Below are 11,889 nucleotides of genomic sequence, written 5' to 3' on the forward strand. Positions count from 1 at the left end.
TGTTGACCCTGTGATCCACAGCCTACAACGATTTGGGGCAGTTTTATCAGGTTGTGCGATCGCGCTGCGCTTTATTATTTATTCTTACTTGGCACTTAAAACAGCTACTCCATATTGCCCAAACTTAGTATCAGACGTAACTATAATCATTTTTTCTAAGATTGCTTGTGCTATTAACAATCTATCAAAAGGATCTTTATGATGTTCAGGTAAGGCTGCTGCTTTAACAGCGTGGTGTTCTGTTATTGGTAAAAAACTAAATTGACTATAAGTAATGACTTCTAACAAATTTTCTGGTGTTTTTAGCTGCCCTTTTTTTCTTTTTATTTCTATCTCCCAAACACTAGCAGCACTAACAAAAACATTGTTTGATGGGTCTATAATCTGTTGACGGACTTCAGGTAAAAGACAGGGGTTATCCTCAAGTGACCATATTAAAGCACAAGTATCAAGCAACAATTCCATTATTACCCTATACCAAACTCAGAAAGAATATCGCTTGATGTTTGATAAAAATTATCTGAAACTTCTACCTGTCCTTTCCAAATACCTAAAGGTCTAGGTGATTTTTGAGCAGAATCTTCTATTTGAACTTCATCATTTTTTTCTCTAGGATTTTCGACTGAATCTAATAGACTTTTGAGAATAACTGCTAAAGTTTCCTGAAGTTCTTGTGGTTGTTGTATTGGACGTAGCAGGGCTTCATACGTAACAGCTTCGGCTACATCGATTATAGAATCTTCTTGAGGACTAATAATTAAATCTATTTCACGTTTTAATATTCGCAATTCATCTGGGGTTAATTGCTTTAACTGGCTTAATATAGAATCTAAATCTTGTTGAGTTGGCATAATACTTTTAGTTACAAAATTAACTAAAGTTATTGGCTTAAAACTAAAATAGCATTCCATTACTATTTTAATCTGCCTAGCCAATATATTTTTGAAATTATCAGTTAATCATCGTAAGACTGTTTAAATTATGCAAATATGCACTCTCTACTTTTGTTAGCCCCTCCAGATTGGGCTAGAGGGGCATCAAAATTATATTGTCGGCAATAGTTGGCGTAAATCTTCAATGACTGGGATTGATCGGGCCGATTGATTTTCATGGCTTGGCTGTTGACAGAGTGATCCACAGCCTAAAACGATTTGACCCTGATTAATCAGAATGGTTGGTATTGAGAGTGGAGTTTTCCAATACCACCACCTATTATCTAGCAACGGGGGCCTGGATGTTGTAGTTTTCGCTATAAGGGGACACAATCGGTGATATCGTCTTGCTATCAGAATTGTCTGTCAACGGCTTAATTCGGTGCTGAGTAACTTATTTCGCCTAGATGTTGTATGTTGTCACTAGTAACAGCTAAACTAGATTTTTGCCAAATTATAGGAGACTGAGTTTGGTAAACGTTTATTTGCCTCTTCAATTAGCACTCAATACTTCAAGTCAGGTAGAACCTATTCTTTTCAATCTTGGTACAACTTTCCAGGACAGCGTTGAGCTTGGCCAACAACTTGAACTCCGAAGTACGACTTTGCCTGGGAATAGATTTTTCACAGTTATGGTCACAGGCTTTTATAAGGAGTCAGTTTTAGTACAACCTGAGAGTAGCAACATTGCAGGTGAAGTCACAGAAATTTTCTTATCATCACGTCGTCGAGAAGACTACAGAAAACTTTCAGCTTTGGAGTATTTTTCTCTTTACCCAGAAGAACTAATAATTCTTCACGATGGAGTAATACCAGATTGGTGGTAAGTATTTTGAGCCAGACGGTATTCAATTGCAGGTAACTGGTCAGGATGATATTAAGCGTCTTGACGATTAATCTGTATTTCCACCTTCACTAGAATAATGACGGATACCTGTAGAAATTCAGCGTATCTGCCCCATAAAAAAATTTTGCCCTCGGTTTTTGGCTGAGGGCTTTGTTGCATTTGACAAAAAACTATTCTTGTAGAGGTTGTAGTAATTCTAAATTTAGCTGTGTTTCTAGTTCAGGAGGGTCATTGTTTTGCCCTACATGAATGACCATGACATACTTTGGATAACGCCTCAGAGCAGAGTATCCTTTAGCTATATTGATAGCTTCGGAATTATACTCAAGATCAAAACCAAGCAAGTATCGATAGCATAGCTGATTAGATAATGGAAGCGAATGATTGTATAAAGTAGTATTTTTGGGCGAATTAATAGATATTAAATTAGCTGGGACTACAACAGAATGAGTCTCAGATCCAAATGATGGGAAATATCCATATTTATTATACCATCGAAGATATTCAGTAATTCCTTCATCATCAAAGTAGTGGCGAACACGATAAAAATCAGACACTGAATTTATAAATGTAGTAATACTCTCGTAGTCATAAAGAAGTAATAAGGCATGAGGTGCATTAGATGTAATGTCACTTAACTGTTTGGGTTTGAGAGATTCAAAGTTAACAGAATCTCTCGAACGTATTTTTGCTTCGAGAAAGCCTACTCCTTCTGTTAACTCTCCATTGCGGAATTTAATTTGGACTAGGACAGCTATATCACCATATAAAGTTTCTGGTTTACCTGTGTACTTATAAACTTCCCAATTGATATTTAACTCGTACCTGTAACCAGATAAAGTTACTTGGTTAAAAGATTTCCTCAGCCCTTTGATTAAATTGAGGGTTATGTAATCTTCATTCCATTCATACGGAAAAGAGTCATCAATTACAGACTTCAGTAACATTTCGACTCTAAAACAAAATTCCGAAGGCAGCATATTCATCATTCTAGTAAATTAGTGCCTTTTTACACAAGTGGGGGAGCAAGACCAATTTTAATTCTTATATAAAAAAATCACCATATAATTAAGCAATATTACGGTAAGTTTAGACTTGCTATCTCACCCTGAACTTTAAAATTCCCCTTAAACATCAGCAATTAAGCATCAAAATTAATCGGCTTACCATTGAAATGGTTGCAAATATCTTCTGGGTTAAACCAGCTTGGCAGTGTACGCTCTGCCTCTTTTAATTTTTGACCATTATCATCCAGTAATCCGCGAACAATTTTAACTCTAGACAGTGGTGTTTTACCGTTAGCTGAGAATTTTTGAATAAGGATCGTACCCGCTTCCCTCATTGCTTGTGTACCTTCGGGATAGCAGGAAGTAGTGTCATTGTGGGTAATACCAGTAACATAAACTTTTGCTTTTCTAGTGTCTGTCAAATGCAGTTTGTAAAACTTTTCTGCTAAACGCAGAACTTAAAGATGCTCGACAGAATCTCTGTCGAACATCACCAAAGGCTTTTTTTAAGAAGGGTAATGAACTAGGGTAGGTAGCCAGCCGCTCTTAAGAAGGAAGATAGAGAAAAGTTAAACCCCACCACTCCCCAACTTAATTCTTTCGCTCTCCTCCCCAATACATCATTCATTCACAATCAAGTTATAGTCTATATAACCAAGCAACGCCCCTCTTTTGATAGCCTCATAACGGTTCTTAACGTGCCATTTACTGTACAAGTCACTAGCATAATGTTTGACTGTACTAACAGAGAGAAACATTTCTCTGGCAATCTGTTCAAAACCTAAACCCTGAGCCAGTAACCGCAGGACTTGTATTTGGCGCTCGGTAGGTAACTCAAGCAAGTTTTTCTCAGCAAAACTACGGTCAATATATCTATTTTGATAAGGGCTTTTTAACAGTTTTTTAGCCAGCTTAGGGTCGAGTAGACATTCATCAAAGTAAGCTCTCTTGATGGCTAGTTCAATCAGTTCTATATCAGCACTCTTGAGCATATAAGAATCAGCACCATGACGAAAAGCCGAGTTAATAAAGTCTGAATGTGTCTCATTAGTAAAAATGACAACTTTACTATTAGTATTCCTTTTAATTGAACGAGTAAGTTCTAAACCGCTCATGTCCGGTAATAATAAATCAACTAACACAACATCAGGATTTACTTGTTCAATTAACTGAAAACCTATCTTGCCGCACTTGGCTGACCCTGTAACTTCTATATCAGGAGATTGTGCAATAGCTCCTTTGATGCCTAAGAGCGTGAATGTTTCTGGTTCAACAATTACTATTCTCAGCATGATTTTATTAATCCCGTTGCCACAAAATTACCTGTCTGCTGTCTAATTTCTGTCTATAGCTCTGTCCCTTCTGTCCCTTGCTGTACAAGGAGTCTGTCTAATCCTGTCCGGTCTGTCCGTCTGTCTGATTTGAGGTGATTTCGATAGTATTTTCATCCAGCCAGACAGCCAGACTATTCTCAACCAACTCATTGAACAGTCGCTTTAATTCATCGGAGGAGAAGCGATCGCCTTTCACTTTAAAGTTAGGTTGTATTTCCTGAATTACTGCCCTAGTTCTGTTAGTGCGTTGTAGATAACCGTGTAGGGCCTGCGCCTGGGGCGATAGCTTATGAGAATGTTCTTTATGGTGTTTCTCATAAGTAATTTCAAACTCCATCTGGCGGTAAAGTGCCTCCAGCTTGGCTTTATCTTCTGCGCTAGGAGGGCGATCACTGACTTCCACTTGTTGAAACTTAGGCACTAAGCCCAGGTAATAACCACCTACAAAAGCAAACATTACGGGCTGATATTGGCTTCTGGACTGCGCTTTTAGTTCGCTGTACTGCGCTCTGACCAGTTCCTTATCCTTGGCATGGGTGATGACTTGATTACCCATAATTGCTTGTTCAATCACGCCGTAAGCATCAATTTCGCGTCCGTCCTTGCGGTAGCGGTTGCCTAACAACAACAGCCGTAAAACCTTGCGTGTGTTTTGGTCTAATTCTTGAATACCAATCGCTTTGAGGTTGAGCGAGTGCAAGTTAACAAAAAACTTCATGTTATACTCACGCCCTACTATCAGCACATCAAAGAGGATTTGTCCAAAGTCAAAACCTAAATTCTCTGGTTTTACCTTATTCAGTTTGGCGGCGATGGTCAGCCAGTCGTCCAGAATAATGACAAATGCAGGTAAGCTTTCTCTCCCAGACTCAGTTACTTCTAGGCGTTTGTTGTATTCAGTCTGAACGCCTAAAAAGAATGTTTTAGCTTTCTCTAGTCCGTCTTCACCCACAAATCGGGTTACTTTACCTCGCTCACGTAGTCCATTGAATGAGTCATTTTTTACCGCTAATACTCTTATGTCAGCATTGGGACAGTTCGCCTCAACTTGGCGGATGTATTCACGGGTGATTGTGCTTTTACCTGTGCCTGGGTCGCCACATAGCGCGGTGCTACCATCTTCACGGGCAACACGCCGCAAAACTTCTGTAATTGTTTCATTGTTGGTTGGTGCGATCGCTGGTTGCTCCAGGGAGGCGGTAACTTTGTCTCTTGGGTCAACGATTCCCTGTAAGGTCTGAGTACCTTGTAAATAAGGCGTTTTAGTATCTCTCAAAAACTTGATGTACTCGGCTTTCTGTTCTGGTGTCATACCTGCGGTTTGTGCGTCAAACAGTGCGTCATCAGCTTCCAGCTTGGCGATTGCCAGTTCAGTCTCGCCTAGAATTTCAGCTTGTTGTATTTCCACGACTCGGTTATTTGCAGCTAACTCAAGATCCGCTTGCAGTTCAACCTCAGCAATTAACACATCACGACTAGCTTCAAGTACATCTCGTTTTTGGGCAATATCCTCAAACACAGCTAACTGTTTTACTTCATGCTGGCAATGGCGTAACATCCATCCAGCAAGCGCAAATCCAGCGAATGCACCAAACGCCCAGTATGGTTTGTATGGGTTGTCTGCCTTGACCAAGCCATTAACGCCCATCGCCGCATCCCTAACAACGTCTGTTGGCATCCCTCGCTGTTTCCACTGTTCCCAGTAGTACGGGGTCATGCGAAACGGTCGGTTATTGTTATCAGCACATTTCAAACCATTGGCAGGGGTGCGGATGCAGAAATAAATCCTGTCCGATGCTGTCCCTCTCCATGCCATCCCTGCACAACTTAAACCAAGGGTAAGGCTAAGACCAATTGCGGCGGCTTTGCGGTCAAAGGGCAGTTGACCAAACCAAGCCATTAAACCTGATTGCTGACTCTGGGCTAATTCCCGATGTTTGTCACTTAAATAATTCATTTTCTCTTACCGCCAAAAAATAAAAATAGAATCACTAACCCAAATGCGATCGCGCCAAAGGTCATTAGTCCTGAGTCATTAGCTTGCTTTGGCTCATACAATTCGCGTCTCACATCTGCGGCGATTGTGTTGGAAACTTGCGCCTCATACCACTCGGCTATCGGTTCAGACAATGCACACAGTAAGGATAGTGAGGCACTAGCCCCGGTCATTACATTGGTGGCGAAACGGTCTTTACCTTCTCCTGATGCGGTTGCTGACAAGTAGAAATGTGACACCCCCAAAGCCAACACGAAACCAACAGGGTGAACACCTATTAGGTGGAAAGTGAAGATAACACCGCTATTCAAGCAACTGCCAGCGATAATCTCACAGGCATTACCAGCCCTTCTTAATCCTCTACCCTTGCTAGTTTCCGGTATTGGTGCAGGTTGTTGGGGTTGTTGTGCTTGCTTTGGTTGTTGATTTGTGGCCAGCCCTTCATACGAAAAAGGGCTGACGTTAGTTTGTTCTGGTTGTCGTTTTACTAACATCAGCCTTAGTCCCTAACTATTGGTTGTCAGTTGTCAGCGATCGCCCAGTCGTTGCCACAAATTCCCCAGGACGGAGCCAAAAGAGCGAACTGTACCAGAGGCAGAAACACTGCTTGCTGTTGGGGAAGCTTGCACAGTAACGGGTATTTGTTCCCGTGGTTGTTGGTCATTTCCTGTACTGCCATACTTGGCACGATTCAGTAACGCTTGGCGCTTCTCCCTTAATCCGGTGGTGATTGTTTGGCGTTCGGTTTGGACTTGCTGCCTGTTCTCAATCCCAGTCAGTTTGTTTTGATGCCGGAACAATTCAGCTTGTAAATCAACGTGTAACTGTGCGGCTATCTCTGCTAGACCGTGTTGCCGTTTCTGGTCAATCTTCAGTAGTTCGGCTCGGTCTTTTGCGTCAAGCTGCTGCATTTCACTATCAAATTGAGCATTTAGAACCCTAATTTTGTTGATAGCGTTGGCGACATGAGAACCGTATTGCTTGCGAAGTTCTGTCCAAGTTACTTGACCCGTAGTCAGTTTTTGCAATGCTTCAAAAGCAGTACGGGCATTTTCTAGAAACGGGTCAAGCCTTTCGGCTAATTCAAGGGCGTTGTTGGCGTAGTCTGCGAACTGCTCTAAACGGTTAATGTCTCCTAAATAGCCCAAGATATCAGCCTCAAACCCTCCCCAAGTTTGCGCTTTTTCATCAATATGGCTGGAATGTCCTGCTACTGGGTTAATTACTGCAATGCCGTGATCCATTACTCATCCTCCTCATCAACAGCCAAAGGGTTTACTGTGCTGATGAAATGAACTTTAGCGGTGCTATTAGATGCGGCGGCTAATGCGTCTTCTGGCTTATCGTAGGGCGTAACCTTGTTTACTCCCTCGTCGGCGTTCTCTGCCTCACAGAGATAATATTTGCTGTCCATTAAGCTAAGATCCTTTTGTTGTACTTGTGCAACTTGAGGGCGATTGCAATGATTGGTACTCGGTGCAATCGCTCCTCCCCCTAATTAGAAAATGCTTCAAACTTTGCTACATCAATAGTTGTTCTCTCCTCAACTTCCCACTGCAAATAAGTCAATGCTGTTGTTGCATCTCCTAGCGTCAAGTCGGGACTGTAATTGACTGCAATTTGCTTGTAGTCGGGATGGTTACGAATCTGTAGAATTGTTTGCTGTGCCTGTTGAATTAGGCTAGTTAATGATTGACTCATGATTCAAAGTGCCTGTTAGTTAACAGCTTTTTTGGTGCGTTTACGTGGTACTGGTTTTTGTTTTATGTGCGTTATTGCTCCTATGCTGAACATTCCCCCGCCTATCATTGCTGTGGCAGTTGCGCCAAACTTTTGAGTAGAAAGATAACCAAAACCAACACAGCTAAGTAGAAATAAAGTGGCTCCTATTGCTTGTCTAATTCTCACAATTATTGCTCCTTCAAAACAGTGCTAATTGCAGTGATTCTTGACTGATAACAGAACTCTTTGTAGTTGCACCTTCTACCTCATAACAGCGATTAATCAAACCTTTGTGATTCAGTTTCAAATCTGTTTTCTTTCGCTGTCCGGCTAGTGGACGAAAGATATATTGTGGTGCTTGAATTGTGCCTGTTTGGTACAGGTATTGATATAAGTTTCGGTCTATTTGATACACCTTTGACTGGGTTAGTGACGTGCTGTCATATACTAGGCTTAGATTATTCATACTCGTCAAAACATTGCTGCTAATTTGTTTGCCAGAGATGATTCAACTTTTTTGCTAGGCATTTCAACAGTTTCGGAAAAGTCACCGCCGCGTCGTTGGAACTCTAAAAGTATGTAGTTGACCAATTCGCCGTAATCATCAATATTTAGTTGTTCAGATAGCTGTTTGAGCATTGGATGAAACGGCTTTCTAATCACTACTCTGATGCTCTCGTTACTCATCTATTCCCCTCGAATACATCATTGTTGCTAGTTGATATAAACCCTCTGCATTTGACCAGAGCGGGTTTTCTGCTATTACAAATCCTTTGGCTTTTAATGCCTCGTCAACACCCTGGAGTTGTGAACCTCCGCCAATAATTAAGCAAGCATCGGCGTTGATCTTCCACGGGTGAATGAATTTAAAAACTGGGGAAAGTGACTTCTGCACCCAAGGCATTAACTCTTGTTTATAAATGTCTTCAAAACTGAATTGTTTACCGTACCAAAACGGTTTTTCACTACTCTCTAATCCCTGACGGATTAGGTGAGGTATTGCTATTTCTCCCTCTAGTCGATTCTTAAATGTTGGGTTGACGGAAATCATTTTGATTAATTCCTCAACCCCGTTATCAAATGTCTTGCGGTTGGCTAAATGTCCCTTCTGTCCAATTAAAGTGGCTATGACTGTACGATTGCCAATATCTACAATCACATTTTGTTTACTGGTATCGAGTCTATGGGCATTAGCAGCAATAGCAGCGTGTCCTTCGTCGTAAACTTTCAAAACGTGTATGTTGACTGTTGTTGGTATGGGCTTTCCACCAAATTTGACGATGTGTTTACCCGCGATAGCATCAATCAACTGTTCTTCTAAGTCTCCTCGCTCATGTAAGGAGGCACAGATAATTAGGTTAATTACTGGCTTATAGGGATAGTTTGACAGTGCTGCTAGTAGGTGTTTGAGTGATTGAGTAACTTTGGCGGTAGCATCATCAGTCACTCGTAGGTGGTTTTTAGGGTTTGCGTCGTATGCGGCATAACCTGACAACCACTGTTTGTAGTCCAGTTTGGTAATTGCGTCTCCTTCTAGGTACTCTACATAACCCTCGGTTGGTAACTCGGTCGGACGGTAGTAGCAATTCTCTAAATAACTTGGAAACCTGATTTTTCGGTCTGAGGTAACGAACTTAACGCCAGAGTTACCGAGGTCGTAACCTGCAATGAGCGTGAGTGTACCCTGATGCCCGTTTAGGGTATTTTCGGACATTTGTGCCAAATCTGTCATAAGGTTTAACCCGCTAATTATTCAATTGACAAGGTTCTGAAACAGGCTTGCTGCCTTGATTAAGACAATCTCTGCATTAATGTGGTAGCCAATATAATTCCTGCGGCATTTTCACCATTTGATACAAAGTTTTGTTGTTTGTGGTTTTTTTGCCTGTTGATGCTATAGTAACGGTAAGTAACGGTAATTGTCAACACCATAGATTTAAGTCATACTAAAGAGCTATAAATAGCGTTATTAGTTACGCTATTTTGAGACGCTATTAAGTGTGGCCACAAAGAAACCTAAAGTGAGTATTTACCTACCCCCGGAACTAAAGGAGGAATTAGATACATGGGCTGAAGATGAAAACCGTAGTGTTAGTAATTTAGTTGAAACTGTGATTAGAGATGCACTTGCAGCTAGGCGCAAAAAATTTCAATCTTCTCAATCTGAAGGACAAGATTAGGGTTAATCCGAGTTTCAAAAGACAAGATATCAAGCTTAAGGCTAAAGGTAGGTGTAACAAAAGCTTAAAGTTTATTCTTTTTGACACACAGGGTAAAAATTCATGGAGTCATGAACACAGCCCTAAAAAAGCACAAAAAAAAGGGTAGTCCCAACTTACTTTGGGGCAAGTCACTCTCTTACTGTCTGGAGCTTATCCATGCCATGACGATTACCAGTCGTCACCAAAGCGGTCAAGTACTACCGCAGGTAGTTAACAAATTTTTATAGCTCTAGCCTAACAGTGGCGTGCTTAAAAGTGAAAGGGATTACTCAATCTTCATCGAAAGTAATCACCAAACTAAGGAGCCACAAATGAATACAACAGAAATGCAGAAAGCGCCTGGACTGTCACATCATGGCGCACTACAAAATAATTCGATTCCTCAAATTTTAACGCAATCTGCTTCAGTTCAACAAGAGTCAGTCCCACTCCTAACAACTTTCAACAGCAAGGCACTTGAGGGACGGCGAAACAAATTTGAGAGTTTTGAACAATTTCAAGCGTTTATACGCCAGTCATTTATTGAAGGTTCGGGGATTAGCCCAGAAGTCTTTGAAGCCTGCATCGAATTTCATCCAGACATTGAATGTAGCCTTGGCGGTGATGTCAGCACCCCCATTCATGATGCTCTAGGCTGGGATTACAAGCGATTTAGACATGAAGCCAACGAACCAATATATAGCGCGTTTTTCATGAATGAAGACGGTTCAGTCTGGCAGGGAATCGTCAGCTTGTGGGATGAAGAAAAGGAACGCCCATACAGGTATCTCGCACCCAAAGCCGGAGGTAATCGGGCATATTTCCCTCCTGTATCCCCATCAGTGCGGCAGATGATAGGAGAGCGCTACGGCGTGAAAGTGCCGATGGTCGGTAGTTTCTGGGAATGGCTCAAAGAATCCGCCATCGAAAGAGGCATTACCGAGGGCGGCAAGAAAGCCCTCAGTGCCTTGTCTGTGGGATATGTGATGATTGCCCTTTACGGCTGCGAATGTGGCGCTAGTGGCACTAATGCCATGCTCATAGATGATTTAGTTCCCTTTGCTGATAAAGACAGTGCATGGCTGATTGCCTTTGACCAAGACACAAAGCGTAGCGCCCAAAAAGCCGTAACTAGGGGAAAAAGAAAACTGTTCTCTGCATTTGAGAAACGTTACTGCATAGCGGCTGATATAAACTGGGATGCAAAGGACGGTAAGGGGCTGGATGATTTGATTGTTAATAAGGGAGAGGGCGCTTTTGATGATGCCTACGAAATGGCGATCGCCAGATTGGAAAAACAATTTCAAAAGCGGCGGAACTTCCGAGTTCCACCTGCGGATAGGATCGGACGCGAGATAGCCCAGGAATACCGCGACAAACTCGCCTTTAACAACGAGATCGCCCTGTGGATGCGTTATGAGGCTGATTACGCTGGGGTCTGGTCGCCAGAAACCCACGAATTTATCGAAGCGGTCGTCTCACAGATACTTGCCAGCAAGGGGATTGAAGGCTACAACTCCCACACCTACATTACCAACATCGTCAAAGCCATGCGAAATCAGCTGATAGTTCGCAAATGGCTGGAAGCTTCCCCCAGAGAACTGCTGCCCTTTATGAATGGGGTGGTGGAGATATCCACGGGCAAGCTTTTACCCCACTCCCCCACTTATCGCCTAACTTGGCAACTGCCACGGGAGTATGATCCCCATGCTAAAAACTGGTCAGAAATTGATGCGTTTCTCGACCACCTGTCCAACGGTAACGACTCTATTAAAGACCTGTTGCTTTGTTACTGTAACGCCGTCCTCAAGGGCAGACATGACCTGCAAAAATTTGTTCACCTGATTGGC

The 11,889-nt window shown here is 42.0% G+C and carries 17 protein-coding genes; 3 read left to right on the forward strand and 14 right to left on the reverse strand.

Annotation, left to right across the window (positions count from 1 at the left end; genetic code table 11):
* Window positions 1–84: 84 nt before the first annotated feature.
* A complete protein-coding gene (locus H6G14_RS27655) occupies window positions 85–465 on the reverse strand; it encodes a type II toxin-antitoxin system VapC family toxin (RefSeq protein ID WP_190571515.1) in 381 nt (126 codons plus the stop codon).
* 2 nt (window positions 466–467) lie between these two features.
* Complete coding sequence (locus tag H6G14_RS27660) at window positions 468–851, reverse strand: hypothetical protein (protein ID WP_190571517.1); 384 nt, start codon at window positions 849–851, stop codon at window positions 468–470.
* A gap of 713 nt (window positions 852–1,564) precedes the next feature.
* On the opposite strand from H6G14_RS27660, the gene H6G14_RS33395 reads away from it, so the two are divergent.
* Window positions 1,565–1,759 (forward strand): hypothetical protein, encoded by a 195-nt coding sequence (locus H6G14_RS33395; protein WP_206757616.1) that lies wholly within the window; start codon window positions 1,565–1,567, stop codon window positions 1,757–1,759.
* 190 nt (window positions 1,760–1,949) lie between these two features.
* Here H6G14_RS33395 and H6G14_RS27670 read toward each other — a convergent pair whose 3' ends face one another.
* The 12 genes from H6G14_RS27670 to H6G14_RS27725 all read right to left on the reverse strand — a co-directional run bounded on the left by H6G14_RS27670 (window position 1,950) and on the right by H6G14_RS27725 (window position 9,570).
* A complete protein-coding gene (locus H6G14_RS27670) occupies window positions 1,950–2,726 on the reverse strand; it encodes a hypothetical protein (protein ID WP_190571521.1) in 777 nt (258 codons plus the stop codon).
* Between the two features lie 194 nt (window positions 2,727–2,920).
* Window positions 2,921–3,208: a hypothetical protein gene (locus H6G14_RS27675; protein WP_190571523.1), complete on the reverse strand. Its 288-nt coding sequence runs from the start codon at window positions 3,206–3,208 to the stop codon at window positions 2,921–2,923.
* 198 nt (window positions 3,209–3,406) lie between these two features.
* The gene (locus H6G14_RS27680) at window positions 3,407–4,078 is read right to left on the reverse strand and encodes a response regulator (protein WP_190571525.1); all 672 of its coding nucleotides are present in this window, start codon (window positions 4,076–4,078) and stop codon (window positions 3,407–3,409) included.
* A gap of 97 nt (window positions 4,079–4,175) precedes the next feature.
* Window positions 4,176–6,077, reverse strand: coding sequence for an ATP-binding protein (locus H6G14_RS27685; protein WP_190571527.1), 1,902 nt, complete (start codon window positions 6,075–6,077; stop codon window positions 4,176–4,178).
* Window positions 6,074–6,610: a hypothetical protein gene (locus H6G14_RS27690; RefSeq protein ID WP_190571529.1), complete on the reverse strand. Its 537-nt coding sequence runs from the start codon at window positions 6,608–6,610 to the stop codon at window positions 6,074–6,076. Before H6G14_RS27690 ends, H6G14_RS27685 begins: the two co-directional genes overlap by 4 nt.
* Window positions 6,611–6,643: 33 nt before the next feature.
* Complete coding sequence (locus H6G14_RS27695; RefSeq protein ID WP_190571531.1) at window positions 6,644–7,360, reverse strand: hypothetical protein; 717 nt, start codon at window positions 7,358–7,360, stop codon at window positions 6,644–6,646.
* Window positions 7,360–7,530 carry a hypothetical protein gene (locus tag H6G14_RS27700; RefSeq protein WP_190571532.1) on the reverse strand — a complete coding sequence of 57 codons (171 nt, stop codon included), beginning with the start codon at window positions 7,528–7,530 and terminating at the stop codon, window positions 7,360–7,362. The genes H6G14_RS27695 and H6G14_RS27700 overlap by 1 nt, the downstream gene beginning before the upstream one ends.
* An 80-nt stretch (window positions 7,531–7,610) precedes the next feature.
* On the reverse strand, window positions 7,611–7,817 hold the full coding sequence (locus H6G14_RS27705; protein ID WP_190571534.1) for a hypothetical protein: 207 nt from the start codon (window positions 7,815–7,817) through the stop codon (window positions 7,611–7,613).
* A 15-nt stretch (window positions 7,818–7,832) separates the two neighbouring features.
* The gene (locus tag H6G14_RS27710; RefSeq protein ID WP_190571536.1) at window positions 7,833–8,024 is read right to left on the reverse strand and encodes a hypothetical protein; all 192 of its coding nucleotides are present in this window, start codon (window positions 8,022–8,024) and stop codon (window positions 7,833–7,835) included.
* Between the two features lie 13 nt (window positions 8,025–8,037).
* Window positions 8,038–8,304, reverse strand: a complete 267-nt coding sequence (locus H6G14_RS27715) for a hypothetical protein (RefSeq protein WP_190571538.1) — start codon at window positions 8,302–8,304, stop codon at window positions 8,038–8,040.
* A gap of 5 nt (window positions 8,305–8,309) precedes the next feature.
* Entirely contained in the window at window positions 8,310–8,525 is a 216-nt protein-coding gene (locus tag H6G14_RS27720) for a hypothetical protein (protein WP_190571548.1), read from the reverse strand.
* Entirely contained in the window at window positions 8,518–9,570 is a 1,053-nt protein-coding gene (locus tag H6G14_RS27725) for a ParM/StbA family protein (protein WP_190571540.1), read from the reverse strand. The genes H6G14_RS27720 and H6G14_RS27725 overlap by 8 nt, the downstream gene beginning before the upstream one ends.
* Window positions 9,571–9,838: 268 nt before the next feature.
* Between H6G14_RS27725 and H6G14_RS27730 the strand changes: the two genes are divergently transcribed.
* Window positions 9,839–10,018 (forward strand): ribbon-helix-helix domain-containing protein, encoded by a 180-nt coding sequence (locus H6G14_RS27730; RefSeq protein WP_190571542.1) that lies wholly within the window; start codon window positions 9,839–9,841, stop codon window positions 10,016–10,018.
* A gap of 353 nt (window positions 10,019–10,371) precedes the next feature.
* A partial coding sequence (locus H6G14_RS27735) for a DUF3854 domain-containing protein (protein WP_190571544.1) occupies window positions 10,372–11,889 on the forward strand: 1,518 nt, incomplete at its 3' end.

Origin of the sequence: Nostoc parmelioides FACHB-3921 (genome assembly GCF_014696625.1) — a bacterium.
GTDB classification, from domain to species: domain Bacteria; phylum Cyanobacteriota; class Cyanobacteriia; order Cyanobacteriales; family Nostocaceae; genus Trichormus; species Trichormus parmelioides.